22 protein-coding genes and 1 pseudogene are annotated in these 26670 nt (G+C 73.9%); 3 read left to right on the forward strand and 20 right to left on the reverse strand.

The annotated features are described in order from the left end of the window. Positions 1-40 precede the first annotated feature (40 nt). Together E1165_RS06910 and E1165_RS06915 are read left to right on the forward strand one after the other, a co-directional pair. Positions 41-565 carry a DUF2243 domain-containing protein gene (locus E1165_RS06910; RefSeq protein ID WP_132388875.1) on the forward strand — a complete coding sequence of 175 codons (525 nt, stop codon included), beginning with the start codon at positions 41-43 and terminating at the stop codon, positions 563-565. After that, on the forward strand, positions 562-1338 hold the full coding sequence (locus E1165_RS06915; protein WP_132388877.1) for a cytochrome c oxidase assembly protein: 777 nt from the start codon (positions 562-564) through the stop codon (positions 1336-1338). The genes E1165_RS06910 and E1165_RS06915 overlap by 4 nt, the downstream gene beginning before the upstream one ends. 307 nt (positions 1339-1645) lie before the next feature. Here E1165_RS06915 and E1165_RS06920 read toward each other — a convergent pair whose 3' ends face one another. From E1165_RS06920 to E1165_RS07015, 20 genes are all read right to left on the reverse strand, one after another. Next, positions 1646-2152 carry a shikimate kinase gene (locus E1165_RS06920; RefSeq protein WP_132388879.1) on the reverse strand — a complete coding sequence of 169 codons (507 nt, stop codon included), beginning with the start codon at positions 2150-2152 and terminating at the stop codon, positions 1646-1648. Beyond that, entirely contained in the window at positions 2149-3327 is a 1179-nt protein-coding gene (gene aroC, locus E1165_RS06925) for a chorismate synthase (protein WP_132388881.1), read from the reverse strand. The genes E1165_RS06920 and aroC overlap by 4 nt, the downstream gene beginning before the upstream one ends. A gap of 170 nt (positions 3328-3497) precedes the next feature. Then, a complete protein-coding gene (locus tag E1165_RS06930; protein WP_371687310.1) occupies positions 3498-4040 on the reverse strand; it encodes a class I SAM-dependent methyltransferase in 543 nt (180 codons plus the stop codon). Between the two features lie 170 nt (positions 4041-4210). Then, positions 4211-5104 (reverse strand): sulfotransferase domain-containing protein, encoded by an 894-nt coding sequence (locus tag E1165_RS06935; RefSeq protein ID WP_132388883.1) that lies wholly within the window; start codon positions 5102-5104, stop codon positions 4211-4213. Between the two features lie 13 nt (positions 5105-5117). Then, entirely contained in the window at positions 5118-6668 is a 1551-nt protein-coding gene (locus E1165_RS06940) for a lipopolysaccharide biosynthesis protein (protein ID WP_243704628.1), read from the reverse strand. Further along, complete coding sequence (locus tag E1165_RS06945; protein ID WP_207916679.1) at positions 6665-8164, reverse strand: O-antigen ligase; 1500 nt, start codon at positions 8162-8164, stop codon at positions 6665-6667. Before E1165_RS06945 ends, E1165_RS06940 begins: the two co-directional genes overlap by 4 nt. Before the next feature lie 88 nt (positions 8165-8252). Continuing rightward, complete coding sequence (locus E1165_RS06950; protein ID WP_132388885.1) at positions 8253-9194, reverse strand: glycosyltransferase family A protein; 942 nt, start codon at positions 9192-9194, stop codon at positions 8253-8255. Continuing rightward, the gene (locus tag E1165_RS06955; protein ID WP_132388887.1) at positions 9187-10833 is read right to left on the reverse strand and encodes a Wzz/FepE/Etk N-terminal domain-containing protein; all 1647 of its coding nucleotides are present in this window, start codon (positions 10831-10833) and stop codon (positions 9187-9189) included. Before E1165_RS06955 ends, E1165_RS06950 begins: the two co-directional genes overlap by 8 nt. 188 nt (positions 10834-11021) lie before the next feature. Further along, positions 11022-12977: a WD40 repeat domain-containing protein gene (locus tag E1165_RS06960; protein ID WP_243704629.1), complete on the reverse strand. Its 1956-nt coding sequence runs from the start codon at positions 12975-12977 to the stop codon at positions 11022-11024. A gap of 203 nt (positions 12978-13180) precedes the next feature. Continuing rightward, positions 13181-14122 (reverse strand): glycosyltransferase, encoded by a 942-nt coding sequence (locus tag E1165_RS06965; RefSeq protein WP_132388891.1) that lies wholly within the window; start codon positions 14120-14122, stop codon positions 13181-13183. A gap of 71 nt (positions 14123-14193) precedes the next feature. Continuing rightward, on the reverse strand, positions 14194-15021 hold the full coding sequence (locus E1165_RS06970; protein ID WP_132388893.1) for a phosphatase PAP2 family protein: 828 nt from the start codon (positions 15019-15021) through the stop codon (positions 14194-14196). Positions 15022-15344: 323 nt separating this feature from the next. After that, on the reverse strand, positions 15345-16589 hold the full coding sequence (locus tag E1165_RS06975) for a hypothetical protein (protein ID WP_132388895.1): 1245 nt from the start codon (positions 16587-16589) through the stop codon (positions 15345-15347). A gap of 106 nt (positions 16590-16695) precedes the next feature. Next, entirely contained in the window at positions 16696-18195 is a 1500-nt protein-coding gene (locus tag E1165_RS06980; RefSeq protein WP_132388897.1) for a glycoside hydrolase family 16 protein, read from the reverse strand. A 100-nt stretch (positions 18196-18295) separates the two neighbouring features. After that, entirely contained in the window at positions 18296-19120 is an 825-nt protein-coding gene (locus tag E1165_RS06985) for a shikimate dehydrogenase (protein ID WP_132388899.1), read from the reverse strand. 51 nt (positions 19121-19171) lie between these two features. After that, the gene (gene mltG, locus E1165_RS06990) at positions 19172-20368 is read right to left on the reverse strand and encodes an endolytic transglycosylase MltG (RefSeq protein ID WP_132388901.1); all 1197 of its coding nucleotides are present in this window, start codon (positions 20366-20368) and stop codon (positions 19172-19174) included. Continuing rightward, complete coding sequence (gene ruvX, locus E1165_RS06995) at positions 20365-20826, reverse strand: Holliday junction resolvase RuvX (RefSeq protein ID WP_132388903.1); 462 nt, start codon at positions 20824-20826, stop codon at positions 20365-20367. Before ruvX ends, mltG begins: the two co-directional genes overlap by 4 nt. A 72-nt stretch (positions 20827-20898) precedes the next feature. Next, entirely contained in the window at positions 20899-23577 is a 2679-nt protein-coding gene (gene alaS / locus E1165_RS07000) for an alanine--tRNA ligase (protein ID WP_132388905.1), read from the reverse strand. Then, complete coding sequence (locus E1165_RS07005) at positions 23574-23879, reverse strand: hypothetical protein (RefSeq protein ID WP_132388907.1); 306 nt, start codon at positions 23877-23879, stop codon at positions 23574-23576. Before E1165_RS07005 ends, alaS begins: the two co-directional genes overlap by 4 nt. Before the next feature lie 31 nt (positions 23880-23910). Then, positions 23911-24372, reverse strand: a complete 462-nt coding sequence (locus E1165_RS07010) for a DUF948 domain-containing protein (protein ID WP_132388909.1) — start codon at positions 24370-24372, stop codon at positions 23911-23913. A gap of 148 nt (positions 24373-24520) precedes the next feature. Next, positions 24521-25165 carry a hypothetical protein gene (locus E1165_RS07015; protein WP_132388917.1) on the reverse strand — a complete coding sequence of 215 codons (645 nt, stop codon included), beginning with the start codon at positions 25163-25165 and terminating at the stop codon, positions 24521-24523. Positions 25166-25789: 624 nt separating this feature from the next. Here E1165_RS07015 and E1165_RS07020 point away from each other — a divergent pair. Further along, positions 25790-26670, forward strand: a pseudogene (locus E1165_RS07020) (hypothetical protein); the annotation flags it as partial.

A 26670-nucleotide genomic window follows, 5' to 3' on the forward strand; every position in this document is an offset into this window, starting at 1 on the left:
AGGGCGGAACGGGACCGGCCCCACGACGCGGGAGGACCCCATGGCCAGCACCAGCATCGACGCCGCCGACATCCGGCTGCCCGCCACCATCCTCGGCGTCGGCCTCGGCGGGTTCGTCGACGGCATCGTCCTGCACCAGGTGCTCCAGTGGCACCACCTGCTCAGCAGCACCGGCGACGACAACATCGGGGTGAGGGCGTACCCGGTGGACAGCGTGCCCGGCCTGCAGATGAACACCCTCTGGGACGGGCTGTTCCACGTGGTCACCTGGGTCGCGGTGCTCACCGGCCTGGCCCTGCTGTACGCCCGCGTCACCCGTTCCCGGGGCCGGCTCTGGCGGTCCGCGGCGCTGTGGGGGTGGGCGCTGGTCGGTTGGGGACTGTTCAACCTCGTCGAGGGGATCGTCAACCACCACCTGCTCGGCATCCACCACGTCCGCAGCGGCCCGCACCAGACCACCTGGGACGTCGGCTTCCTGCTGCTCGGTGTCGCCCTGGTGGCGGTGGGCTGGGCGGTGCAGCGGCGGGCCACCGCCGTCGACCTCCGCGCACCCGACCGGCGATGAGCGGGCACCACGGGGCCACCGTCGGACCGCCGCTGCTCGTACCACTGCTGGTTTTCTGGGTGTACCTGGCCGCCGCGCTGCGCGAACGCGACGCCGGACGCGGCGGCTGGAGCCACTGGCGGACGGCGAGTTTCGGCGCGGGAAGCGCGCTGCTCGCGGTGGCGCTACTGGTCCCCGGCCACGATCTGGTCGGACACATGTGGCGGCACCTGCTGGTCGGCATGCTGGCGCCGCTCGGGCTGGTGCTCGGCGCACCCGGCACCCTCGCCCTGCGGGTGCTGCACCGGCGACGCGGCCGGGCGCTCGTCCGGGCGCTGCGCCACCCGGTCACACGGGTGGCCGCCCACCCGGTGACCGGGCTGCTGCTCACCGTCGGCGGGCTGTACGCGCTGCACCTGACCCCGCTGTACCGGGCCACCCTGGACCACCCGGCGCTGCACACGCTGGTGCTGGCGCACTTCCTGGCCAGCGGATACCTGTTCACCTGGGCGATCGCCGGTCCCGACCCGGGCCCGCACCGGCCGGCGGTGCCGGTCCGGCTCGTCGTGCTGGGCGTCTCGGTGGCCGCGCACGCCGCGCTGGCCCAGCTGATGTACGCCGGGCTGGTCGACACCTCGGCCACGGTGGCGCAGACCCGCACGGCGGCGACCCTGATGTACTACGTCGGCGACCTCGCCGAACTCCTGCTCGCGCTGGCCGTGCTGGTGACCTGGCGGCCCACCCGGGTTCACCCTGGGGTGCGGTCCGCCCAGCTCACCAGCCGGCCGGCGTGAGCGCGTACGGCGTGCTGCGCCGCCGGTCCACCCCGCAGCCGCCGCGCGCCGGGTACGGCGCACCGGCGGCGGGCGGTGCCGACCGCGCTGGTGGTCTGCACCTTCCCGGTGGAGGTGGCCCGGACGATGATCGCCGGGGGGGCACCCGTTCTTCGCCGGGCTCGCCGGTGCCGACCCGCACGGGCTACCGACCGGCCACTGGCCGATGCTGAGCGCGCCGAAGGCGCTCGCCGACGTGCTCGACACGATCGCGGGCGACTGACGGACGCCGCCGCCGGCCCGCGCATCCCGGGCGGGCCAGGGCCGGTCAGGGCTTGAGCAGGCCGGCGATCTCGGCGGCGATCTCCTCCGGGGTCCGCCCGTCGGTGACCACGGTCGCGGTCGCCACCTGCGCGTAGAGCGGACGGCGCTGGTCCATCAGGTGCTTGAGGGTGGCCCGGGGGTTCACCGCGAGCAGCGGCCGGCCGGCGCCGAGCCCGACCCGCCGCACCGCGTCGGACAGTTCCACCGACAGATGCACCACGGTGTGCCCGACCAGCGCGGCGCGGTTCTCCTCCGCGAGGACCGCGCCGCCGCCGAGGGCGAGCACGCCGCCGTGCGAGGCCAGCGCCGCCGCCACCGCCGCCCGTTCGAGGGTACGGAAGTGCGCCTCCCCCTCGTCGATGAAGATCTCCGGGATCGGCTTGCCGGCCATCGCCTCGATGTCGGCGTCGGTGTCCCGGAAGGCAACCCCGAGCCGGGTCGCCAACTCCTCACCGACTGTGGTCTTGCCGGAACCCGGCGCCCCCACCAGCACACAGACCGGCTTCGTCACCGGATCACCAGGGCGTCGAGGTAGCCGGCGAGGTTGCGCCGGATCTCCGCCACCGAGTCGCCGCCGAACTTCTCGGTGGCGGCCTCGGCGAGCACCAGCGCCACCATCGCCTCGGCGACCACCGCCGCGGCGGGCACCGCGCAGACGTCGGAGCGCTGGTTGATCGCGGTGGCCGGCTCCCCGGTGGTCACGTCCACCGTCGCCAGGGCCCGGTTCAGCGAGGAGATCGGCTTCATCGCGGCCTTCACCCGCAGCGGCTCACCGGTGGTGATGCCGCCCTCCAGGCCGCCGGCCCGGTCGGTGACCCGGCGGACACCGGTCGCGCTCGGCACGATCTCGTCGTGCGCCGCGGACCCCCGGGAGCGGGCCTGCTGCCAGCCGTCGCCGATCTCCACGCCCTTGATCGCCTGGATGGACATCAGCGCGGTGGCCAGCCGGGCGTCGAGCTTGCGGTCCCACTGCACGTGGCTGCCCAGGCCCGGCGGGACACCGTACGCCAACACCTCGACCACCCCGCCGAGGGTGTCGGCGTCCTTCTTCGCGGCGTCGACCTCGGCGACCATCCGGGCGCTGGCCTCCGGGTCGAGGCAGCGCAGCGGGTCGGCGTCGATCCGCGCGGCGTCCTCCGGGGTGGGTCGCAGGCCCGGCGTGGCGGCGACCGGGCCGAGCTCCACCACGTGCGAGACGATCTCGATGCCGAGGGTCTGCCTGACCAGGGCCTTCGCCACCGTGCCGACGGCGACCCGGGCGGCGGTCTCCCGCGCGCTGGCCCGCTCCAGGATCGGCCGGGCGTCGGTGTGGCCGTACTTCTGCATGCCGGCCAGGTCGGCGTGGCCCGGACGGGGCCGGGTCAGCGGCGCGTTACGGGCCTGCCGGGCCAACTCCTCCGGGTCGACCGGGTCGGCGGCCATCACGGTCTGCCACTTCGGCCACTCGGAGTTGCCGACCCGGATCGCCACCGGGCTGCCCAGCGTGACGCCGTGCCGTAGGCCGCCGATGATCTCGATCTCGTCCTGCTCGAACGCCATCCGGGCGCCCCGGCCGTAGCCGAGCCGGCGGCGGGCCAACTCGTCGGCGATGTCGGCGGAGGTCACCTCCACCCCGGCGGGTACGCCCTCCATGAGGGCGACGAGGGCGGGACCGTGCGATTCACCTGCAGTCAGCCAGCGCAACACGACGGTCAGTCTGTCACGCCCGGTGGCCGGGGCGGTGCCCCGCCCGACGCGTCCCGCCGTACGGACACGAGCACCTGGCGTCCGGCCACCCGCCCGCTGGCGAGCGCGCTGCCAGGCTGACCGCCCGCCGTGGTCGAGCAGGAGCGGGAGCAAAAGATCCGGCGCGCGGGTCAGGAAGTCCGCACCGCTATGATCGACTTGGTGAGGCCGAGCATTCGCTCCGCCCGGATCGTCGAGTCCGGAAACAGGTAGCGCATCTCGGCGCGGCCGATCAGCTCGGTGGTGAGGACCTGCTTCATGGCGGCGTCCCAGGACTTTCCAGGGGTGTACGCCAGCGGCCACTTGCGGGCCATCGCCACCCGGGCCGGCACCGGGAGGAACTGCATCCCGGGCGCCACCCAGTGCGGCTCGACCGGAAAGTACCGGTACGGGGTCTGCACCCAGTGCCGGGGTGCCAGTTCGCGGATCGCCTCGGCCATCCGCCGCCGACGCTCGTGCCCGCCCACGTGCTCCAGCACGCTGTTGCTGAACACCAGGTCGTAGCGGCGGGACAGGATCGACGGGGGCAACTCGCAGGCGTCGGCGTGATCGGCCTCCATCCCGTCGGGCAGCTCCGCCGGCAGCGGTTCCAGGTTCACCACGTGCACGTGCTTCGGCCGTACCGGCACCTTCGTCCAGCTGCTCACCCGGCCGCCCAGGTCCAGCACGGTCATCTCGGCCAGTTCCGGGAAGGTCTCCGACAGCCACAGCGCCCGCTTCGCCCGGCGCTTCGCGCCGTACGAGTCAGGGGCGTCGACCAGGCGGAAGCGCACCGCGTGCAGCGGCCCCCGGCTCCGGTGCGCGGGCGCGCTCTCGTCGTTCGTGCCGGTTCCGCTCGCCACGGTCAGCTCCCCCACTCGAAGGTCATGCCCAGCCGTTTGGCGAGGGCCTCGTTGTACGGCGCGTAGTACCGGGTCAACTCGTCCCGCACGGCCGGGTCCATGGCGCTGCTGCGCCGGTCGTTGAACACCTCGTACCGGTCGAGCTGGTACGGAGGCAGGGCGAGGAATTCCAGCACCCGCCCGTAGGTGGCGGCCGGCTCCCGGTACAGCGTCTCGCTCGGCAGGATCAGCAACCGCTCCCGGTCGAAGCGGTCCAGCCAGGGTTCCAGGTGCTCCAGGTAGCGGCCCCGGGCACGGTAGCTGTACCAGTCGTAGGCGTTGCTCACGTACGTCGGATCCGCGACCAGCCTCTCCCGCTCCCCCGCCGTGCGTTCCTCCTCGGCGGCAAGCGCGGCGGCGAAGCCCAATGGCTCGACCCCCTCGGTACGCCGTTCCTTCCAGTGCGAGTACGCCCGCTCCACCGGGTCGCGCAACAGCACGATCAGCTTCACCGACGGGATCAGCCCGGCCACCCGCTGCGGGGCGAGCGGGTGGAACATGTACAGCGGCGCCGCCTCGCCCACCCGGGTCGGCCCGCCGTGCCGGCGTTCCAGTGCCTGCCGCTGCCGCAGCGTCGGGAAGTGCGACCGGTACCAGGCCTCGCCACGGGCGTAGGTGTCCTCGAAGTAGTGCGAGGTCTTCGTGTTCCAGGCCGGGAAGAGTCGGGGCACCAGCGGGTGCGACAGCAGGTAGCGCCAGAGCGAGGTCGTGCCGCCCCGCTTGGTACCGATGATGAGGAAGTCCGGCAGCGGGCGCCGATGGCTGGTGCGTTCCCCGTACCGGACCAGGGAGTGCCGCACCCCGGTCACCACCGGTGCCGGCACCAGCGCCTTCATCCGGTCCCGCAGCGTCGTCATCGCGTCCTCCTCGTCATACCGGTCCCCGATCCCGCAGCGCGGACGCCGCCGCGCGTGCCTGCCGGCGTACCCGGGGGTGCAGCAGCGGTACGGCGGCGAGCAGCGCCATCACCCCGAGGGTGAGGAACAGCCCGGCCACCTCGCGGCCGGCGACCGCCGCCACCGCCGCGGCCAGCACGGCGGTGCCGGTGCCGGCGAGCCCAGCGGTGACCAGCACCGACCGGGTGACCAGCGGTACGCCGACCACCCGGCGGGCGGCGAGGGTGGCGAGCAGGTTCTCCGCCACGATTCCGGCGGTCCACGCCACGGCCGCGCCGAACGCACCGTGCGCCGGGATCAGCGCCACGGCGAGGCCGACGTTGAGCAGCAGGCCGGTCGCGGCGGCCAGCAGGTGTTGCCCGCTGCTGCCACTCATCAGCAGCAGCGTCTGCACGATCCCGGTGCCGGAGTTGACCATCATCGCCCCGGCGAGCACGGCCATCGCGGTGGCGCCGATGGTGAACTCCGCGCCGAACAGTCGTAGGAAGCCCGGCGCGAAGAACGCCAGAAGCAGGTAGCCCGGCCAGGAGAGCGCAATGATCACCACGGTGATCCGCCGGTAGACGGCCACCGCCTCGGCGGTGCGGCCTTGGCCGAGCAACCGGGACAGCTGCGGCGCGACGGCCACCCGCAGACCCTGCATGATGAGCAGACCGGCGAGAGCGTAACGGCCGACCGCACCGATCACGCCCGCCTCGGACTGGTCGGCGAGCGCGGCCGTGAGCAGCACCGTCAACCACATGCTGCTGGCGTCGATGGTGGCGGAGGCGGCCCGGGGCAGGGCGAAGCCCCACAGCGTCCGCCAGTCCCCCCGGGCCGGGCGCAGCCGCGCGCCGGCGGTCAGGCCGAGCGGGCGCAGCAGCAGCACCCCGCAGGCCAGCACGGCCAGCGCCACCGGGGCGAGCCAGCCGGCGAACACCACGGTCACCCCCGCCCCAGCGAGGAGCGCGGCGAGCACCAGCGCCGGGCGGGCCGCCGGGACGAGCGCGTACTGCACGGCCACCAGCGCGGCGACCGGGCGAACCGCCCGCACGGCGGCGAGCAGCACGGTCATCGCCACCACGACAGGCAGGCTGGTGAAGGCGAGCCGGAGCAGGTCACCACCCTCTGCCGTGCCGGGGTCGAAGAGCATCGGGGCGAGCGCTCCGGAGCAGACGACGCCGGTGGCCGCCACGACGGCGGCAAGCAGCAGCGTCGGAGCCAGGGCCACCGGCAGCAGCCGGGCCGCGTCCCCGTCCGGACCGCGGGTACGCCGGGGCAGCATCCAGACCAGTGCGGTGTCCGCGCCGGCGCAGCAAAGCACCCCCATGATGGCCACCACCCCGATCGCGGTGAACATCGCGCCCGAGCCGGCCGGCCCGAGCCCTCGGACGATCACCACGGTGAGCAGGAAGCCGAGCAGGCCGTTGACGGCGGCCCCGGCGAGCCCCACCATCCCGTTGCGCGTGCCACGGCGTACCTCGCGGTCTCCGCTGGTCCGGTCGGCAGCGGTGACGGCCGTGACCGGCGTGCCCCCGGCGGTCATGTCGCGCCTCCCCCGTGCGGCGCCTCCGCGACCGATCGCTGCGCGGGCGGCCCCGACGGCGCGGGCGCGGCGGGCGCGGACGGTGGCGGCGCGGCCGACGTCCCGCCCGGGGCGGTGGCCGGCCCGGCCGCGCCGGTCACCCGGCGGACCGCGCCGCGCACCGCCGTGCGCAGCGGGACGGCGGCGATGCCGGTCGCCCGCCTCGGCCGGCCCGGTCCGGGCGGCACCGCGGCGCGGCCGACGCTGCGGGTACGCCACGGGGTCAGCGGCGCCGGCCGGGCCATGCTCGACGGGCCGACCGGAGCCCGGTTGACGGGCCCGGCGACCGCGGCGAGCCCGGCGCCCACGGCGAAGAAGATGATCGACAGGTTGGGATCGATGTACGCGTAGACGGGGATCACCACCAGCGCGATCACCGGCACGGTGCTCAGCCAGTGCCCGGCCGGCGAGACGGCGGCGGCCAGCCGCCGGGCGACCAGCACCAGCCAGCCGAGGAAGACCACCAGCGCCGGGATGCCGTGACTGTAGAGGATCTGCCAGACCAGGCCCTGGGTGCCCAGCGGCTCCTCGGCCAGCGTGGTGTCGACGCTCTTCGGCGCGCCGTAGCCGAGCAGCGGCGACTGTTGCACCGCCTGCCAGGTGCGCACGTACAGGTCCAGCCGGTCGATGTTGGTGTCGGTGGTGCTGACCCGGGCGTTGATCATCTCCTGGACGGGCACGACCAGGCTGACGATCCACACCAGCAGCACCAGCCCGGCGATCGACACGATCAGCCGGGCGTTGCCCCGGACCAGGGCACGCAGCGCCAGGTAGAGCAGGCCGGCGCCGAGGCCGACGAACATGCCCCGGTTGAGCGTCAGGAACGCCGGCACCACCGACAGCGGCAGCGACAGCCACAGCACCGCCCGGAACCGGCCGGTGCGCACCGAGGTCAGGTACGCCAGCACGCACGGCACCAGCAGCGCGTACGCCGTACCCCAGTTGTTGGTGTAGGGGTAGGGCGCGGCGGTGCGGTAGATCGGCGTTCGCGACACCGGGTTGAACTCGTTGAGCCGGACGTGGGTCAGCGCCTGGATGTAGCGCTGGCCGGAGACGCTGGCCGGCAGCGCCATCTCCACCGGCGTGGTCAGCGCGAAGCTGGACGCGAACACGGCGAGCCAACCCAGCCCCACGATGCCCAGCCAGTACCAGCCGAGCGGGCGCAGCACCCGCTCCCAGGGGGCGCCCTCCCGGACCAGGGTGTACACGTACACGCAGACCACCAGGGCGGTCACCAGGAAGCCGTAGCGCAGCCCGAAGGTGAGGTACGCGGTGACCCGGTCCAGCCGGGTGGCGCTGGCCAGCACCAGGACGAGGAAGACCAGCCAGCAGGCGGCGCCGGCGGGCAGCGGCACCCGGCCCCGGGCGACCAGCAGGGCCAGCAGGACGGCGCCGAACACGGCCCAGCCCAGGTAGAACGCGCCCAGCGCCCACCAGAGCGGGACCAGTGCGAACATGACGGTCAGCGGCCAGAAGGGCAGCGGCGGCGGGCCGGAGGGCGGCGTGGTGGTGCTCCCGGGCGACGTGGCGTTCCCGGGCCCTCGGTCAGACACCCCGCCCCGTCCGCTGGGCCAGCCGCAGCACCTGCTCCCCGGAGAGCAGCCCGAGCACCACGGGCACGGTCACCAGCACCCGCTTCTCGCGCGGGTTCAGCCGCAGCACCCGGCCCAGCTCGCGCACCGCCTCCCGGCGGCGCCGCCCCGAGGCCAGCGCGAAGGCGATCTGCCCGTGCAACCGGGCCAGTCCCCTACGGCTGCCGGCCAGCTCGGGATGCTTGTCGAGCAGGTACCGGGTGGCCTCCACGATCATCGCCCAGCGGCCGAAGAAGAACGAGCCGCCGTGCCAGTCCACCACCACCAGCACCTCCGGCACGACCACCACCGGGCCGTGCGCGGCGATCCGCAGCAGCCACTCGTAGTCCTCGCCGTAGCCGCCGGGCAGCTCCTCGTCGACCGGGCCGACGGCGTCCCAGGTGGACCGGCGGATCAGCAGGGTGCTGGAGTGCACCTCCATGACCCGGTCCTCGATGAAGTCGGCCAGGGTCACCTCGGCGGCGGCGAGGCGGCGTTCCTTGGCGACGCCGGGGCCCTCCAGCCGGATGCCGCAGCTGGCCGCGGCGGCGTCGGGCCGCTCGGTGAGCAGCGCCACCTGGCGGCGCAGCTTGGCCGCCAGCCAGAAGTCGTCGTCGTCACAGAACGCGACCAGTTCGTGGCTGGCCGCCGCCACGCCGGTGTTCCGGCCACCCGGCAGCCCCCGGGACCGGCTGTTGGCCACGTACCGCAGGGTGCGGTTCGCCGGCACCGGCAGGTCGAGCGGGCGGATGTCGGTGTGGTCGTAGACCACCAGGCACTCCACCGGGCCGGGATGGTCCTGGTCCAGGACCGCCCGGACCGCGCGTTCCAGCAGCCCCGGACGGTCCCGGGTGGCCACCACCACGGTCACCGGCGGGTACGCCGGACCAGCTTCCGGCCGGTCACGGTCAGTCACGTCCCGCTCCGGTCACCACGAACCCGAACGGCTCCACCCCGACCGACCGCAGCCGCTCCACCAGCTGGGTCAGCTGCTGGACGCGGGTGATGTCCCGGGCGGTGACCAGCACCGCCCGGCCCTCCCGGGCGGCCCGCACGCCGCGTTCGTCGTGCAGCGCCGGCGGAGCGTCGAGCAGGGTGAGCCCTGCCGAGGAGGGGCTGTCGAGGTTGACCAGGTGCACCCTGCCGGTGCCGATCCGCAGCTCCACCCCCTCCGCCGCGCCGCCGGCGTCCGGACCGGACCGGGACGCGGGCGGAATGACCTGGGTCTCCTCGCTCGTGGTGGACCGGTACACCCCGTTCGTCTCGGGCGTGCTCGGGAACGGGCGGGGCTTGCGGACCGCCGGGATCACCATGGTGTCCTCCGGGCCGCCGCCCGCGCCGGGCGACACGGTGGCCGCCGGCACCGGCGTGGCCGCGGGCGCCGGCCGGGGCCGGGGCACCTGGGTGCGGGCCGGCTCCACCGGCGGGTTGCGACGCTGCGCGTCCAGCATCAACGGACGGATCCGGTCCACGGCCTCCGGGGTGAGACCGAGGCGCACCTCGTGGCCGGCGGCGGCGAGCACCACGGCGAGGCCGGCACTGATCTGCTCCCGGCCCTCGTCGGCGGCGGACGAGAGCACCACCAGCGGGGTGCGCTGCGGCCCGTCCAGCCAGCGGGCCAGGGCGAGCACCAGGTACCGCAGGTCGGCCTCGTCGGGCTGCCCACCCGGGCCGCGACGGACCGTGCCGAGCAGCGGCGCGCCGATCACCGCGGTGGCGTCCGCGGCGGTACGCACCCGGCGGTCCAGCGATTCCAGGACGAAGGCCACCAGCCCGCCCAGCAGCAGGCCACCGAGCAGGCCCGCCAGCAGGATCAGCGGCGCGGCGTCCCGGCTGGACGGAACCGGGGTACGGGCGGCGCTGGTCACCGAACCCGGGCTCAGGTCGGCCGAGGCCACCTTGGACCGCTGCTCCGCGAGGGTGGCGAGCTGGTCGTTGAGCGCCCGGAGCTGGTCCAGCAGGGCGCTGGTGCGCGGCGAGGGGTTGCTCGACACCTGGCTGCTCGGCAGCGCCTTCTGGGTGGTGGCGCGTTGGGCGGTGACCACGGCGATGGTGTCGTCGTACGACTTGAGCACCGCCGCGCGCTGGTTCTCGTACATGCCCTTGCGCAGCTCCAGGTAGGCCTGGGCGGCGCCGTTCGCGCCCTCGACCGCCTCCCGCTCGCTGCGCCCGGCGTAGCTGAAGCGCATCACCTGACCGCCGACCGGCGTCTCGACCTCCAGGGCGTCGGCCACGTCCTCCTGGTCCCGGTCGGTGATGCCGGCGACCCGGTCGATGACGTCGTTGCTGGTGGCGATGCCGCTCTCGGCCGTCATGTTCACCGCCCGGTCGGCGGCGACGGACTGCACCGAGAACGGGTCGGTGACCACCGGCCGGACCACCACGGCCGTCGTCGCCGTGTACGTCGCCGGCAGCACGAACAGGTAGCCGAGTACGGCCAGCAGCACCAGCGCCGCGGAGGCGAGCACGATCCGCCACCGGCGCAGCGGTATGCGGGCCAGCTCGACGAGGCCGACCGGGCGTTGCCGGGCGGAAGCGACGTCGGTCACGTCCATCAGTCAGGTCCTTGCACGATGAGGGGTGGGCGGCCGGAACGGCCGGGTGACGACCGCGCGGGGCAGGTGGTCGTCTCATTCTCGCCGAACGGCCGCCGGCGGTCGACAGCCGACCGGCTCGTTGCGATACGGGCGGTCCGCCGGTGTCACGGGGACACCGACGGACCGCCCGGTGGTCGTCGAACCGGTCAGGAGGTGGCGAAGAACAACGTCGGGCTCGTCCACTTCGGCGGCGTGACGCCCCGGGGCGACAGGTACGCGACACTGCGGGTGGAAGAGCCGATCGGTGTCCTCGACATCGCGACGAGGACCGCCCCGGCGCCGTCGACGGCGGTGCCGTCGAACGGCACGGAGCGCAGGGCGCCGTCGGTGTTGCCGTACACGAGCTTGCCGTTGACCCAGGCCATGCCCCGCACGTTTGCCCAGTTCAGGCCGACGCTGGGCAGGGTGAACTCGGTGCAGCCGATGATCGAGCCGTCCGGCTCCAGGTAGCGGTAGAACAGCTTGCCGGTGCCGGCCCTGGTGTAGTACATCCGCCCGTCGAGGTAGAACGCCCCGCTCATGGTCGACGGCTTGTACCAGTCGTTGAAGCCGCTGCTGACCCACGGGGCGCCCACCGTGCCGCCGGTGAACGCCGACACCTGGAGGGAGCTGCCCTGGGGAGCGGCGGCGTCGGTCCTGGACCAGTAGAGCCTGTCGCCGATCGAGAACGCCGCGCCGGCGGCGGTCAGGTTCGGCTGGCTGCTGGTGACCGGGGGGCCGATGGTGGTGCCGTTGAACGAGACCTTCGTCGTCTGGCCGTTGCCGGTGCCGAGGTAGAGGTAGCCGGAGGCCGCCGCCGGCGCGTTGGTGGCCGGGACGGTCCGCCCGCTGGCGAGCGGGAAGAGGCCCAGCCGGCCGTGGTACTCGTTGCCGAGGCCGTCGCTGTCGAACCCGGCGTAGATGCCGTCGCTGCCACGCCACAGCTCCCACACGATCGGGCCCCAGGCGGTGGTGCCCGACGGGGCGCCGGAGCGGGTCGGGTTCCACACCAGCGGCATGCCGTTGATCGGGTCGAGCGCGCCCAGGCCGTACCGGTTGATGGCGCCGGCACCGGCGGAGTCGTCGCCGTTGGCGTTGTTCAGCCAGCGGAAGTGCCCGCCGACGTAGACCACGTTGTCGGCGGCCTCGATCGAGGTCACCGAGTCGTGCCCGGTGTCGTTGACCCAGGTGCCGTCGATGGCCGCACCCCGGGCGGCGGACTCGAACCGGGCGATCGTGTCGCAGTACGCCCCGGCGGACCGGCCGCCGTCGGCGGCGATCACGAAGTAGCTGCCGTCGTCGGAGAAGTCGACGTCCCGGGCGTAGAACGGGAACCCTCTGATCGTGCAGGGCGCCACGTACCGCTGGGTGCTCCAGTTGGCGACCTTCGGCGTGCCCTTGAGCCCCTCGACCAGCACCACCTGGTTACGGTCGAGGCCGTTGACCTTGGTGAAGTTGCCGACCGCGACCAGGGTGTTGCCGTCCGGCGCGACGTCCAGGCCCCAGACCAGCTGCTGTTCGGTACGGGCCACGCTGGCGTCGATCTGGAAGGTCGGGTCGATCGCGCCGGTACGGGCGTCGAGCCGGGCCAGCAGTGAGTGCGCGGTGCCGTTGACCCAGGCGAACGCGCCGGCGATGTAGAGCTTGTCACCGGCGACGACGGTCCGCCGGACCAGGCCACCGTCGCTGCGGCCGACCCAGGAGGCGATGGTGGCGCCGGTGTTCGGGTCCAGCTGCACGAGGTTCTTGCGTTCCACGCCGTTGACCGTCTTGAACGCGCCGCCGACGATCAGCCTGCCGTCCGGGCTGATCGCCAGGGCGTGCACCGCGCCGTCGAGCTGCGGGGCGAAGGTCGTCTTCAACGCCCCGGTTGCCTTGTCGTAGGCGAAGAGGTAGTTGCGGGTCGTCCAGCTCGCGGCACCCGCGGCCTTCACCGAGGTGAAGGAGCCGCCGACGTAGATCGTGGAGCCGATCTCGGCGAAGGCCTTCGCGTCCCCGTTCTGCGCGTGCGGGGTGTTGTCCACGGGATTCGGGTTGGTCAGGGCCATGGCGACCGGGGTGAGCGGCCCCGCCTGGGCGGGCACCGCGAGCAGACCGGCGAGCAGCACCGGCGCGGCAAGCACGGCGAGCCACCGTCGACCCGATCGCGACGACGTTCGGAGAAGCACTGATTCCCCCAATGATGAAGTGAGATCCTGCATAGCTTGCTGCGTCCGGATTTGTCGCACCATCAACCGACCGGTCCACTTCGGTGGCGGCTCGGTCCGCTCCGTCCGTACGGGTCGCTCCGCGCGTCGACGACGTCGACCGGTGGGCGTGCCGGACGTCACGCCGCCCACCGGAACGGGAGAACGGAACCGGCCGTGCCGACCGTCCACGACGCCGCCTCCGCCAGGTCCTCGACGGTGATCGCGTCGGCCTCCCGGGCCAGCACCAGCCCGCGCCGGCCCAGCTCGCGGGCCATCTCGACCTGGTGGTCGTCGACGTGTTCCCCGTGCGCCCGGCGCCGGGGCACGTAGATCGCGCGGTGCCCGGCGCGCATCGCCGCCAGCGCGGAGCCGACCCCGGCGTGGGTCACCACCACGTCCGCCTCCCGGATGGCCTGCTGCATCTCCGCGTACGGCACCTGCCGGCGGGCGCCGGCGGGCATCCGCGGCACCTCGGTCGCCCCCACCTGCCAGAGGATCTCCGCCTCCCGGGGCAGGACGTCGACCAGGCGGGCCAGCAGGCGCGGGAAACCGAACCGGTCGTGGGTGCCGAGCGCCACCACGATCCGCGACACCGGCCGGGGCTCGGGCCGTCGGGAAGGGGCGTAGCCGTCGAAGATGGAGCCGCCGTACCGCCACCGGCCCCTCGCCCAGCCCGGGTACTGGGTGTAGAGCTGGGTGCGGGGCAGCCCGGCGACCAGGCGTCCGGTCAGCGAGGGCCCTTCGGTACGGGTGGCGCTCTCGATGTAGTGGCAGGCCAGGCCACGCCCTGCGGCCGGCAGGAAGAACGACGCGGCCACGCTGGCGCCGGTGCTGATCACCCGGCGGAACCGGCCACCGCCCAGCACCCGCCGGGCGGCGAACAGGTCACGCAGCGCGCCCGCCACGTCCCGGGTGGTCGCCGGCGGGACGTGGATGACCTCCTGGCCGTCGAGCAGGGAACGGCTCTGCGGCGAGTCGAAGGTGACCCAGACGCAGTCGTCCTGCACGCCGAGGCGCGGCGCGAGGTCGTGCAACTCCGCGAGGTGTCCCCCGGTGGAGGCGACGAGAAGGGTGGTCACGTCGTGCCCACTTCCGTGTCGAGGGGTGTCGGTCGTCGCGGGTCGAGGGGGCGCTGCGCCCGCCCCGGGGTTCAGCCGCCGGTCGGGACGCTCTCGCGGACGGGCACGGCCCGTGGCACCGGCGGCCGGATCCGCCCCTCGGCGACGAGCAGCGCCAGCGCCGTCACCCCGAACAGCAGCACGGCGAAGATCCACCCGCCGATCACGTCGGTCAGCCAGTGCTTCTCGGCGTAGATCCGGGTGTAGCCCTCCATGCTGACCAGCGTCACCACCCCGGTCATCAGGGCCACCCGGCCCGCGCGCGGGATGCGCCAGGTCAGCATGGCCAACACGGCGATGGTGCCGAAGGTCGACATGATCCGGGCGCACCCGCCCGACGGGTAGGTGCCCAGGTCGGTCGGCGGGTGCCCCCGGTCGACCATGGTCGCCAGGATCGCCTGCACGTACTGCTCCACGATGAACTGCAGCGGCATCGCGAGCAGCGGCACCCACCACTGGCGGCGCCGCCACAGCACGGCGAAGACCAGCGCGGCGACCCCGGTGACCCACTTCAGCGGGTAGCGGTCGCCCAGCGCGGTGTAGAAGGAGTTCAGCTCCGCCCAGGTGGCGACGCGGCGGGCGTGCACGTACTCGAAGACCGGGTGGTCGACCTGCGGTTCGAGCCGGGCCAACGCCTCGCCGAGCGGCCAGCAGACGGCGACCACCGCGGCGCAACCGGCCAGCAGCAGCACCAGCGCCGCCCCGACCCGGCCGAACGCGTCGGTGAGCCCGGCGACGGCGACCCGGAGTCGCCACGCCGGCCGGCCGGCCCGCACCGCGGGCACCCGGCGGGCCAGCGCCGGCACCAGCACGAGAGGCAGCACCACCGACAGTGCCCCGAGCGCGTAGATGAGGATCATCGGCGGTCACCGCCGCTCCGCACGGCGTACCCGCCGACGTCTGTCCACCGGGCGGCCCCTCGCCCGGCGTGCGCTGCCGTTGTCATCGCTCTCCCTGCCCTGCCGGCCGACGGCCGAACCTGCCCCACACCCGGAGAGTCCGGCGACGCCCCACGCCACCCGGAACCACGTCGACCACGCCGCCCCAGCGGCGATGATCGGGCGGTGCCACAGTAGTGGAACCCGTGGGTTCAGCGGTAGCGCGGGTGCCTCACCTGCGATTTTTCCGCCATCTTCGGTCGGGGAACGGACAGTTGCGTGCCGGTCACCGGGCCTGCGGGTATTCAGGTCGCCGGCCCGAGCCGCTCGGCGAGCAGCTCCAGCAGCGCGGGATGCAACCGCCGGCTCCAGCCGCCCCCACCGGCCGCCAACTCCGCCGTACGCAGCCACAGCTCGACGAGGTAGGCGTCGCCGACCAACCGGCGGCGGACCCCGTCGAGGCCGCACACCTGTCCGTGCCGGGCGAGCACCTCGTCCATCTCCGCCGCCGCCTGCGGCACCGGCCGGTCTCCCAATGACAGGGCACTCTGGAACCCCTGATGGGCGAGATCGAAGCCGACCGGACGGTGCGGTCCGCTGTTCTCCCAGTCCCAGACCATCAGCCGACCACGGTGGACACCCAGGTTCCACGGCACCCAGTCGCCGTGCCAGTCACCGAACTCCAGTCCCACCGTGCCGTCCCGCGCGGCCAGCGCCGCCACGGCGGCGCGGACCGGCCCACCGGCCCGCTCGGCGCGGGCGACCAGGTCGGCCATAAAGGGCGAACCGGCCAGCAGCCGGGGCGCGGCCGGCGGACCTCCCCGACGCGCGACGGCCAGCATCGCGGCCACCCTCGGCCGGTACGGGTGAGGCAGCCGGCGCACCCGACGCGGCATCGGCGCGACCAGGGTCACCGCCAGGTCGCGCCAGCGCAGCTCCCGCTCCAGTCGCGGCACGTCCGGAAAGTCACCGCCGTCGCGGGGCAGCTCGCGCAGCGCGGCGGCCTCCGCCGCGACCATCGCCCGCGTCGCGTCGTTCCACCCGATCTTCGCGTACCCCCGGGGGGCTCCCCGGTCGTCGAAGAGTTGCAGGGTCGGCTTGTGGTGTGGGTCCGGGGGCCGGATCCCGATCGCCGCGTGCAGCCGGCACCCGGCCGAACGGCTCAGCTCGTGGGTGAGCAGCAGCTCCGCCGGGTCGACCCGGTCGGGCACGGCGACGGTCAGCACCGGCATCCGGGCCAGGCCGGTGCCGCCCAGGCCGGCCAGGATCCCGACCGCGAGCCGGTTGACCCGCACCCGGGGCGGTCGCAGCGCGTTGTACGCCAGGGTCGAGGCGGCCCCGACCCGGCGGGAGGCCAGTGGCAGCAGGAACCTCGCCCGCGCCACGGACGGCACCACGGCGTACCGGGCGGCGACCCGGTGACCGGGCGGCGGTGGGGACGCCGTGGTGGAGACGTCCAGCCACAGCCGGGGGTCGCCGAAGATGGCCCGGCTCACCCAGCCGATGCCGTCCGACCGGTCCCGTGGATCCGCCGCCCGGTGCACCGTCATGCCGCCCTGCCTTCCGCCCGTGGGCTGACGCTGGCCGACACGATAGGCCGTGCGGACACCCGCCGGCCCGGCGGCCGACCGCGGTCAGGCCACCGCCACGGTGCCGTCAGCGTTGCCAGACCCGTACGTAGTCCACCCGGAAGTCGGCCGGGAAGCGGGTCGCGGGGTCGGGGTTGCCGAGCCAGCCGCCCACCTGGACGTTCAACCGCAGGTTGTACGGCTTGTGGAAGACCTCGTCGAACCACGGCGTGGTGGTGCGGTCCCGCTGCCAGACCAGCCGGCCGTCGACGTACCAGCGGATCGCGTCCGGTTCCCACTCGGTAGTGTAGGTGTGGAACCCGTCCCCCGGGTGCCCGACGGGGAAGGCGTAACGCACGTCCTGCTTGACCGGGCTGTAGTCGTAGAAGATGCCGAGTGTGGCGGCGTGGTACCAGTCGCTGCCGCCGGGCAGCTCGACCACGTCGATCTCACCGCGCCCGCCGTCCTCGGGACGCAGCCAGAACGCCGGCCACAGACCCCGTGACCCGACCGGCCCGTTGGGCGACTGCGCCCGCACCTCGAACCGGCCGTACCGGAACGAGTGCCGGCCGATGGTGTCCAGGTAGCTCTGGGTGTACTGCCGGGTCTGCGAGCCGCACGTCACGGTCTCCCGTTGGGCGCGCAGGGTGAGCGACCCGCCGGAGACGAAGGTGTTGTCCGGTTCGTCGACGTTGCAGCCACGGTCGATGTCGCGGCCCTCGTTGTCGCGCAGGTTCCACTTCGACCGGTCCAGCGTCGGGCCGTCGAACTCGTCGGACCAGACGAGCCGCCAGCCCGGGACCTGGCTGCCGGGGGCGGAGGTCGGCGGCGGAAGGCTGCCGGCCGGTGGCGCGACCGGTCGGGTCGGCGCGGGCACACGGGACGGGACGGGGCGCGCGGGCGCGGCGCCGAACGTCGCCGACGGCACGGGCAGCGCGACGCTGCGGGCCGGAGCCACTCCCGGGGCCCGCTCGTAGGCCAGCACCAGGTGCGGCCGGACGGAGGCCGTGCCGTTCTCGCGGGAGGCCCAGTAGATCCGGCTGCGTCCGGTCTCCTGGACGAGGGCGAAGGCCACCGGGCCGTTGCCGGTGACCGCGGCGGAGACGTCGAACTCGTTGAAACCGGCCGTGACCTGCTCCCGCGCGGCCACCGCGGCGGCGAGCACGGGCCGCCGCTCCCAGTCTCCCGGGCCGTCGGTCCCGCCCCGCGCCGGGTGGACACGGACCCGGGAGGCGACCGTCCGCCAGGTGTACATCCGCAGGGTGGCGCGGACGCGCACCGCGTCGGCGGGCAGGCCGCGGACCACGAACCCGACCAGGGCGTCCCGGCGGCCGTTGCGGTTGCCGTCGCACAGGCGGGGGCAGCTGGCGAGCGTCGTCTTCACCCCGTTGTCGCCGTCCTGCGGCACCTGGGTGACGGTGGTGTCGGCGACGGCGGCGAGCACCACCGGCGGCACCTCGGCCGCCACCAGCGGCATCATCGTGGCCGCCACGGCGGCGACCACGCCGGCGCCGAGCACCCCCAGGGCGACGGGCCTGCGGCGCGCGCCGAGCCGGGCGACCGCGCGGTGGAGTCCAGGCCTGCTCACGGGACACCCCCCGGGTCGGTGACGGCTACCGGCAGCAGCGTATCGACGCCGCGCCCCGCCGTCCGTCGCCCGGACGGATGCCCGACGGCTGCCACCGGGTTCAGCGGGCGCGGTGCGCGGCGAGCGCCTCGGCCATCGCCGCGCGGGGCGCGGGGACGCCGGTGAACTGCTCGAACTGGCCGACCGCCTGCGCCAGCAGCAGATCGAGCCCGGAGACCACCCGGCAGCCGGCGGCGGACGCCGCGGCGGCCAGCGGGGTCGGCCACGGATCGTAGAGGGCGTCGAAGACGACGGTGCCCGCACGCCACCGAACTTGGTGGGCGAGCGGGTCGGCGACACCCTTCGGGACGGTGGAGACCACCACGTCGGCGGTGGCGTGGGTCGCCGCCGTGTCCCAGCCGGCGCCGGTCAGGGGCACCCCGAGCGCGTCGGCCACCGGCCGCAGCTCGTCGACCGCCGCGGCCCGCCGGGCCACCACGGTCACCCCAGCGGCGCCGAGCCGGGCCGCCGCGGCGAGCGCCGCCCGCGCGGTGCCGCCCGCGCCGAGCACGGTCACCGTGCCGCCGGCGCTCACCCCGGCCGAGGTGAGCACCTCCACCATGCCGGACACGTCGGTGTTGTCGGCGTACCAGGAGCGGTCGGGTCGGCGTACCAGGGTGTTGGCGGCACCGACGGCGGCGGCGACCGGCGACGCCAGGTCGGCGACCGCGAGCGCCGCCTCCTTGCCCGGCATGGTCACCGACAGCCCGGCCCACTCCGGGCCCAGGCCGGCGACCAGGGCCGGCACCTCGTCGGCCGCGCACTCGATCCGGGTGTACGACCAGCCGGTAAGCCCGGCGGCGACGTAACCGGCGTTGTGGATCACCGGGGAGAGGGAGTGCGCGATCGGCTTGCCGACCACCGCCGCCCTGTGCACCGCCGTCACGTCACTCCCCCGCTTCCCGGCTCACGATTCGGCCGGCGGAAGCGTAACCCGTCAGATGATGCCGGCCTTGCGGGCCTTCTCCTCGTTGCGCCTCTGCTCCTCGTACGTCTCCGCGAACGCGGAGTGCCCCTCCTTGTCGATGGCGACAAAGAAGAGCCAGTTACCCTTGGGCGGGTTAGCCGCCCCCGCCAGCGCTTCCTTGCCCGGGTTGTTGATCGGGGTGGGCAGCATGCCGCGCAGCTTGCGGTTGTACGGGTTCTTCGGGTTGTCCATCTCCGCAGGCCCCATCTCCTTGGAGCTGAGCGTCTTCTTGCCGATCAACTGGTAGTAGTAGTTGACCGTGACGTCCATCTCCAGGCAGCCGCAGGGGAAGTTGCCCTTGTAGACCCGGTTGTATGCCACCCGGGCGACCTTGCCGAGGTCTTCCTTGTTACCGGCCTCCGCCTGGGCCAGTGACGCCACGATCAGCGCCTCGTACGGCGAGACCCCACCCAGGCCGCTCTCCACTTCCTCGGCGAACTTCATCTCGCCGGTGACGGTCAGGAAATGGTCGACCATGGTCCTGAGGATCGTCTCGGCCGTCGCGTTCGGCGCGATCTCGTAGGTGTCCGGGTAGAGGAAACCCTCGATCGACTTAATGACCTTCTTGCCGTCCTTGCGGACGAACCACCAGTCCGGAACGCCGAGCGCCTCCGGGTCCTTCGCGGCGGCCTCGAACTCCTTGACCGGGATCTTGGTCTTGTCGGAGAGCAGCTTGTAGGTGTCCTTGGCGGTGCGGCCCTCGGGAATCGTCACCTGATTGGTGATCTTGTTCTTCCGGTCCAGCAGCATGGCGAGCGCACTCTCCGCGCTCATCTGCTTACGCACCTTGTAGAGCCCGGGCTGGATGTTCTTGGCCCGGGAGTTCTCCTCGGCCGCCTCGATGAACGCCTTGGTGCTCTTCACCACGTCCGCGGCGACGAGCGCGTCACCGATGTCGGCGATCAGGGCGCCCTGCTTCACCTCGACCGTGGCCTCGCCCTTCCCCGTGCCGTCGTAGTCGGGGGTGACGAAGTAGTTCTGGATCCGGTCGAAGCCGTAGAACGCGCCACCGCCGATGCCGCCCAGCAACACCAGCGCGATGACCAGGGCGAAAACCGTCTTACCCACGCCACCCGACTTGCCGTTGCGCTTGCGGAAGCCGCGCCGGTGCCGCCCCTTCTCCCCCCTCTCCTGCTCGTCGAACCCGAGGTCCAGATCGTCGATCATTCCGTCCGCCTCCGCTGCGCGTCTAGCCAGCTCTGCAGGATCTCGACCGCGGCGGCCTGATCGACCACCGCGCGTTGGCGCTTTCCCCGGACGCCCCGCTCCGACAGCCTACGAGATGCGACGACCGTGGACATCCTCTCGTCGGTGAGCGTCACCGGAACCGGTGCCACCACCTCGGCCAAACGGTTCGCGTAGGCCGTCACGTGCTGGGCGGCCGGTCCGTGCCGGCCGGCGAGGTTGATCGGGAGGCCGACGACGACCTCGACCGCCTCGTGCTCAGCCACGAGGTGGGCGAGTTCGGCCAGGTCAGTCGGCACGGCGTCCGCTGCCGCCGTCAGGTCACGGGCGAGGGTGACCAGCGGAGTCGCCAGGATCCCGTGCGGATCGGACCGGGACACTCCGACCCGAACCTGCCCGACATCCACCCCCAGCCGGACGCCCCGGGACAGCTCACCCACCGCCGGACACCCCCCTGATACGACGAGCCAGGGCAGACCCGCTCGGTCCGCCCTGGCTCCCGGCCGAAGACATCACGCCTCGGCGATCGACTTCTCGACGGTCAGCAGCAGGTTCGGCGCCTCGGCTGCCGGCAGGCCGCCGCCCTGGGCGACGTCCGGACTGCCCCCGCCCCGGCCGGAGAAAGCCGCCTTGACCAGGTCGTTCGCGGCCAGGCCACGACTGCGGGCCGCCGCGTTCACCGCCACCACCAGGGATGCCTTGCCGTTGGCCCGGGCGGCCACCGCGACCACCGCCGGCCGCGCCGGATCGATCTTGCCGCGAATCTCCTGGGCGAGGGTACGCACGTCGTTGCCGGCCGCGCCCTCCGGCGCCTCGGTGCCCACGTACGCCACGCCCCGCACGTCCCTGGCCTGCCCGGCCAGCGCCGCCGCCCCACCCAGCACCAGCTGGGCGCGGAGCTTCTCCAGCTCCTTCTCGGCGTCGCGCAGCTGGGTCACGGTCTGCTCGACCCGGTCGGCGACCTGGTCGCCCGGCACCCGGAACAGCTCCGCCAGCCGTGAGACCAGCAGGTGCTCACGGGCCAGGAAACCGAACGCGTCCATGCCCACCAGGGCTTCGATGCGCCGGACCCCGGAACCCACCGACGACTCGGAAAGGATCTTGACCAGGCCGAGCTGGGCCGAACGGGCCACGTGCGTGCCGCCGCACAGCTCACGGGCGTAGTCGCCGACCTCGACGACCCGGACCCGCTCGCCGTACTTCTCGCCGAAGAGCGCCATCGCACCGATCCGGCGCGCCTCCTCCTGGGTGGTGACGAAGGCATGCACCTCCAGGTCCGCCAGGAGCACCTCGTTGACCTGCTGCTCCACGTCGTGCAGCACGCTCGGCGCCACCCCGGTCGGGGTGTTGAAGTCGAACCGCAGCCGGCCCGGCGCGTTCAGCGAACCCGCCTGGGTCGCCGACTCGCCGAGAAAGTTACGCATCGTCTGGTGCACCAGGTGGGTGGCGGTGTGCGAGCGGGAGATCGCCCGCCGCCGGCTCACGTCGATCTCGGCGTACCCGGTCTCGCCGGCGCGCACCTCACCGCGGAGCACCTTGGCCCGGTGCACGATCAGGCCCGGCACCGGCTGCTGCACGTCGAAGACCTCGACCTGGCCACCGCCCACGGTGATCAGGCCCTGGTCGGGCTGCTGGCCACCGCCCTCGGCGTAGAACGGGGTGGTGTCCAGGACCAGCTCGACGGTGTCGCCCTCGACCGCCGCGGCGACCTGGGCCCCGCCGGAGAGCAGCGCGCGGACCCGGGACTCCCGGTTCAGCTCGGTGTAGCCGGTGAACTCGACCGCACCGCCGGCATCCAGCACCGAACGGTACGCCGTCACGTCGGTGTGCCCGGTCTTGCGGGCCTGCGCGTCGGCCTTGGCCCGGTTGCGCTGGTCGGCCATCAACCGGCGGAAGCCCTCCGAGTCGACCGCCAGGCCCTGCTCGGCCGCGATCTCCAGGGTCAGGTCGATCGGGAAACCGTAGGTGTCGTGCAGTTGGAACGCCTTGTCACCGGAGAGCGCCGGCTTCCCCGCCGACTTGGTCTCGGCGATCGCGGTGTCCAGGATCGTCGTCCCGGCGCGCAGCGTCGCCAGGAAGGCGTCCTCCTCCGCGTACGCGTACTGCGAAATCCGGTCGTACTCCTCGGCCAGCTCCGGGTACGACGGGGACATGCAGTCCCGTGCCACCGGCAGCAGCTCGGGCAACGCCCGGTCCTGGTAGCCCAGCAGCCGCACCGCCCGGATGGCCCGGCGCATGATGCGGCGCAGCACGTAACCGCGCCCCTCGTTGGACGGGGTCACCCCGTCGCCGATCAACATGAGCGCGGTGCGGACGTGGTCGGCGACCACCCGCAGCCGGACGTCGTCCGGGTGCGACTCGCTGGCCACCTGGCCGGAGTGGGCGCCGTACCGCTTGCCGGTCAGCTCCGCCGCCCGCTCCAGGATCGGCCGGACCTCGTCGATCTCGTACAGGTTGTCGACGCCCTGGAGGATGGAGGCCATCCGCTCCAGGCCCATCCCGGTGTCGATGTTCTTCGCCGGCAGGCCACCGACGATCCGGAACTCCTCCTTGCTCCGGACGTCGGCGATGTCGTACTGCATGAAGACGAGGTTCCAGAACTCCATGTACCGGTCCTCGTCGACCTCCGGTCCGCCCTCGCGACCGTAGGACGGGCCCCGGTCGTAGAACAGCTCGGAGCAGGGCCCGGCCGGGCCCGGAATGCCCATGTGCCAGAAGTTGTCCTTCTTGCCCCGCCGCACGATCCGCTCGGCCGGCACTCCCACCGACCGCCAGATGCCGAAGGCCTCGTCGTCGTCGAGATAGACGGTCGGCCAGATCCGCTCCGGATCCAGCCCGAAACCGCCGGCGTCGACCGGCTTGGTGACCAGCTCCCAGGCGAGCGGGATCGCCCCGGCCTTGAAGTAGTCACCGAAGGAGAAGTTGCCGTTCATCTGGAAGAACGTGCCGTGCCGGCTGGTCTTGCCGACCTCGTCGATGTCCGGTGTGCGGATGCACTTCTGGACGCTGACCGCGCGGGTGTACGGCGGGGTCTGCTGGCCCAGGAAGTAGGGCACGAACTGCACCATGCCGGCGTTGACGAACAGCAGGTTCGGGTCGTTGATGGCGGGCAGCGGAGCGGACGGCACCACGGCATGGCCGTTCGCCTCGAAGTGGGCGAGGTACCGCCGCTTGATCTCCGCCGTCTTCATCGCTGGTGCTCCTCCGGAAAGATCTCTCGCCCGCCGATGCGCGGGTCGTCCCGCAGCTCGGCGAACTGGTCGTCGAACGCCTCGCCGCGGGCGAACGCCTCGTGGATCTCCTGCTCGCGCTCGGCCATCCCGACCCGGACGTCCTCCACGAAGCTACGCAGCGACTCGACCAGGCTGCCAGCCGATTCCGACAGCCCGCTCGCGATGCCGGCGGGGGTGTACGCCTGCGCGGTGCGGGTCGCCTTGCGGACCACCACCACACCCACGGCCAACCCGATGCCCAGCCAGAACAGTCGCCTCATGCTCCCAATCCTCCCGCTCGCCCCGGCCGGCTCAGCCGTTGCCCCGCTTGGCGGCGCGACGCTGCTGCTTGATGGTGTCGCGCACCTCACGCTCGGTCTCGGCGTGCCGCCGGGCCGCCGCGGCCCGGCGCACCCCGTAACCGAAGGCGGCGACCTTGACCAGCGGGTTGGCCGCGGCGGCGGAGACGACGGTCGCCAGGTTCGCCACGTTCGCGGTCACGTTCTGCGCGTGGCTGGTCATCGTGTCCACCTTGGCGAGCTGGAGGTTCACCCCGTCGAGCGAGGTCTGCACCTGTTCCAGGGCGGTGTTGACGTTCTTCACGGTGGTGTTCACGTCACCCAGCAGCGGACCGGTCTGGTCGTTCAGGTCGTTGATCATCCGGGTCGCGGCGTCCACGGTGTGCCGCAGTCGCAGGATCGGCACCGCCAGCACGAGCACCAGCATCAGGAACGCGCCGGCCGCGATCAGCGCAGCGATCTGTCCACCATCCACGCGCATGTCCTCCTCAAGCAGGCGTTGCGGGCCCGTGCCCGCAACGCGCGACCGTCCTGCCCACACCGGCACACGCCAACCAGCCACGGTCAGCGGCCGCGGGCGGGCCCGCCAGCCCCAGACCCTACCGTCCGTGATGAAAACCGGTTCAGGACGGTGAGGGTGTCGGCTCGCCGAGCGGATCCTCCGTGAGCGTCGGGAACGGGTCCTCACCGGTGAGGGAGGGGTCGGTGCTGGGTTGGGGTCGGGTACGGTCGTCGTCGATCGCGTTGCGGACCTTCATCGACACCAACGATCCGGCACACTCCCCCGCTGCGGGCGGGGCCGGCGGGGCCGGCGCGGACGGCAGTGGCGACGGCGGCACCGCCGGGGCACCGTCGACCGGCGGCGGCAGACAAGAGGGCGCGCGCACCCACAGGTCGAGGGTGAGTTCGTCCTGTCGCCAGCAGGTGTAGTTGCCCTTGTCGGGCTGCTGCGGGCAGAGGTCGACCTTCCACGGCTCCCAGCCGTCCTTGCGCAGCGCCGCCTCGTACACCCGGGCGGTCTCCTCGGGCGAACGCTCCGACTCGACGGTGCGCTCCCGCAGCCGGCAGTCCTGCAGGCACCAGCGGTTGCCGCTGACGTTGTCCACCGGCTCGACCGCCGCCCAGCTCGGCACGTCCAGCTCGTCGAGAGTGCCGAAGACCGGATCGCGGCTGAGCGTACGGATACCGAAGTAGAGCGGCAGCGCGCCGAGCAGCACCAGGCTGACCAGGACCAGGATGCCCAGCCGCAACCGCCGACGCTCCCGCATCCGGCGGCGTAGCTCGGAGCGGGCACCGCTGAGCCCACCGGCGGGGCCCTCGGTCGGCGGCTCCTCCTCGGCGACCGGGCGCAGCGGCGGAACGCTCACCGGTTCCGCCGCCCGCGCTCCGGCGTCCGTCGGCACGACGGCCGCCGCGCGCGCCGGCACCGGCTGCTCGGGACGGGACTGCGGCGGGACGGGGGCCGCACCGGCGGCGTCCGCCCGACCGGGCTGCCGCTGGGGCGGCGTCGCGCGGCCGGCCTCGTCGGGTCGGGCCACCGGGGCGGCGGCCCGGGCGACCGCCGGCTGGCCGGGGCCGCCGGGCGGCCTACCCACCGGCGGGGGGCCGTCGCGGCGCGGATCCTCGGCTCGGGCAGGCGGTCGGGCCGCCGCGGTGGCGGGCCCCTCCGGACGCGCCGCGCCCCGGGTCGGCGCCGGGCCACCCGGACGCGCAGCACCGGGTGGGCCGGGCTCGGGCGACCCCCCTGGGACCGGGACGGCAGCGCCGGGTCGTGGGGCCAGGCCCGGCGCGGGCCCGCCGGGAGACGCCGGCCGTCCAGCATCGGCCGGCCGCCGCGTGCCGGCGGAACGGCGGCCCGCAACCTGGTCCGGGGTGGGCTCGGGCCGGCCGGCGTGCTGGCCGGCCCGGGCGCCCTGCGGGTCGACCGGCGCGCCGGGGCGCGTGCCCTGGTCGGGTACGGCAACGCTGGCGCGGCCGGCCTGCTCGGGGACGGGCACTCCCGCCCGGCCGGCGGCACCGGCCGGGCCAGACCGCTCCGCGGCGGGCACGGCAGCGCGCCCACCGGGAGCGGCGGCCCGGCCGGGCTGCCCGGGTACCGGGGCGGCGTGCATCCCGGCGTCCGGCCGGGGGGTGTGAGCGGCTGGCCCGGTACCGGCGTCGCCGGGGCGTACGCCCGGTCCGGGGCCGGGCTCGGCCGGCCGGGCCGGACCGGTCGCGGGAACCGGCGGGACGACGGCCGGGCGGGCCGCTCCCCGCGCTGGGCCGGGCGGCGGCGTGCCCCGCCGGGCGGCGGGTTGGGCGGCCTCGGGGCGCTGGCCGTGCCGCCCCTGCGGGTCACGCCCGGCGGATGCGGGCGCGGTCGGTGGCGGCAGCGGCGGCGCGTTGCCGCTCTTCGGCACCAGTGGCTGCGCCGGCTCGGCGGCACGCCGCCGGCCGGTGGGGCGTTCCGGCGCGACGGGGCCACCCGGGTGTCCGCCGGTGGGCTCGACCGGCGCCGGGTCGGCTGCCGCCCGGCGGCCACGACCGGCGCGGGAGTCGGGGAGGACCGGCCGGTTGCCAGCCGGCGGCGTCGGGTCGGGACGCGGGCCGCCGCTGACCGGGGTCGGATACGTCGGGTCCGCCGGGGGGGCCGGGCCACGGCCGGGGCCACCGGGATGACCGGGATCAGCGCCACCCGCCGTGCGGAGGCCGCTGTCCCGGCCGTCCGGTGCGGGGCGGCGTCCCGGGTTCGTGGCGGGCCGGCCACCGGCCGCCTCCTGGGCAGGCCCGTCCC

The organism is Micromonospora sp. KC723, from assembly GCF_004348595.1.
GTDB lineage: Bacteria > Actinomycetota > Actinomycetes > Mycobacteriales > Micromonosporaceae > Micromonospora.

Excerpts from the sequence above, each read along its gene's own strand:
- E1165_RS06910 (WP_132388875.1), top strand. The coding sequence starts at position 41 with ATGGCCAGCACCAGCATCGACGCCGCCGACATCCGGCTGCCCGCCACC.
- E1165_RS06915 (WP_132388877.1), top strand. The coding sequence starts at position 562 with ATGAGCGGGCACCACGGGGCCACCGTCGGACCGCCGCTGCTCGTACCA.
- E1165_RS06930 (WP_371687310.1), bottom strand. The coding sequence starts at position 4,040 with ATGACCGTGCTGGACCTGGGCGGCCGGGTGAGCAGCTGGACGAAGGTG.
- E1165_RS06935 (WP_132388883.1), bottom strand. The coding sequence starts at position 5,104 with ATGACGACGCTGCGGGACCGGATGAAGGCGCTGGTGCCGGCACCGGTG.
- E1165_RS06940 (WP_243704628.1), bottom strand. The coding sequence starts at position 6,668 with ATGACCGCCGGGGGCACGCCGGTCACGGCCGTCACCGCTGCCGACCGG.
- E1165_RS06945 (WP_207916679.1), bottom strand. The coding sequence starts at position 8,164 with ATGTTCGCACTGGTCCCGCTCTGGTGGGCGCTGGGCGCGTTCTACCTG.
- E1165_RS06955 (WP_132388887.1), bottom strand. The coding sequence starts at position 10,833 with ATGGACGTGACCGACGTCGCTTCCGCCCGGCAACGCCCGGTCGGCCTC.
- E1165_RS06970 (WP_132388893.1), bottom strand. The coding sequence starts at position 15,021 with ATGATCCTCATCTACGCGCTCGGGGCACTGTCGGTGGTGCTGCCTCTC.
- E1165_RS06975 (WP_132388895.1), bottom strand. The coding sequence starts at position 16,589 with ATGACGGTGCACCGGGCGGCGGATCCACGGGACCGGTCGGACGGCATC.
- mltG (WP_132388901.1), bottom strand. The coding sequence starts at position 20,368 with ATGATCGACGATCTGGACCTCGGGTTCGACGAGCAGGAGAGGGGGGAG.
- alaS (WP_132388905.1), bottom strand. The coding sequence starts at position 23,577 with ATGAAGACGGCGGAGATCAAGCGGCGGTACCTCGCCCACTTCGAGGCG.
- E1165_RS07005 (WP_132388907.1), bottom strand. The coding sequence starts at position 23,879 with ATGAGGCGACTGTTCTGGCTGGGCATCGGGTTGGCCGTGGGTGTGGTG.
- E1165_RS07015 (WP_132388917.1), bottom strand. The coding sequence starts at position 25,165 with ATGCGGGAGCGTCGGCGGTTGCGGCTGGGCATCCTGGTCCTGGTCAGC.